The following is a 660-nucleotide window of genomic DNA, read 5'->3' as shown; positions in this document are numbered from 1 at the left end:
GATGAAATGTATGATGAAGTTTTAAGTGCATTAAAATTTTTCTTATCAGACATAATAATTTATAAGAAATTCCAATTGAGTGAGGAATTTCTAAAATTATGTATTGTTATAGGATGATTAAAATGTGGGACACGATTGTTTCGTATGTACCTGAGTGGAAAGTTTTTATACAAGCCTTTATCGTACTATTCATTCCATATATAATTTCAAGATTTTTTAGTTGGATTCGCACATTAGAAAAAGAATAATATAACAAACTATATTCAAGTGAAAACAAATATTGATATGTAAAGAAGAGTGGTATAAGAAGCTTTTTTGGAGAAAGAGTGATGAAGGTGAAAGCGCAGGATTCAATAGTTAATCAAAGCCAAGAACAGGGAAATACATATGAGAATAACGCGACAAAAGTTTCTGAAAACCACTTTACAGGTGATTTCAACTTAGATTTAGAGGTAATAAAAAAAGAGGCTCTTGATAATTCGGACGTTTATTGTCGAGAGTTTAATATCGGCGGGACTAGCATCCGCGCAGTTCTTGTTTTTGTAGAAGGGCTGTCAGATAAAGATCTTATTGATATGCACATTATGAAATCATTAATGTGTAATTTTCCTGATGAGTATAAAGATGAATCATCTAATATGAAAGATAGTGTTTCAAAAG

The 660-nt window shown here is 30.6% G+C and carries 1 protein-coding gene; it reads left to right on the top strand.

The features are described from left to right. Positions 1–329: 329 nt before the first annotated feature. Positions 330–660 (top strand): spore germination protein (locus AC1DTM_RS30405; protein WP_477001694.1); only part of this gene is annotated, 331 nt, incomplete at its 3' end.

Source organism: Bacillus sp. P4_D3 (genome assembly GCF_056401855.1).
This window is presented reverse-complemented; position numbering and strand designations above follow the sequence as displayed.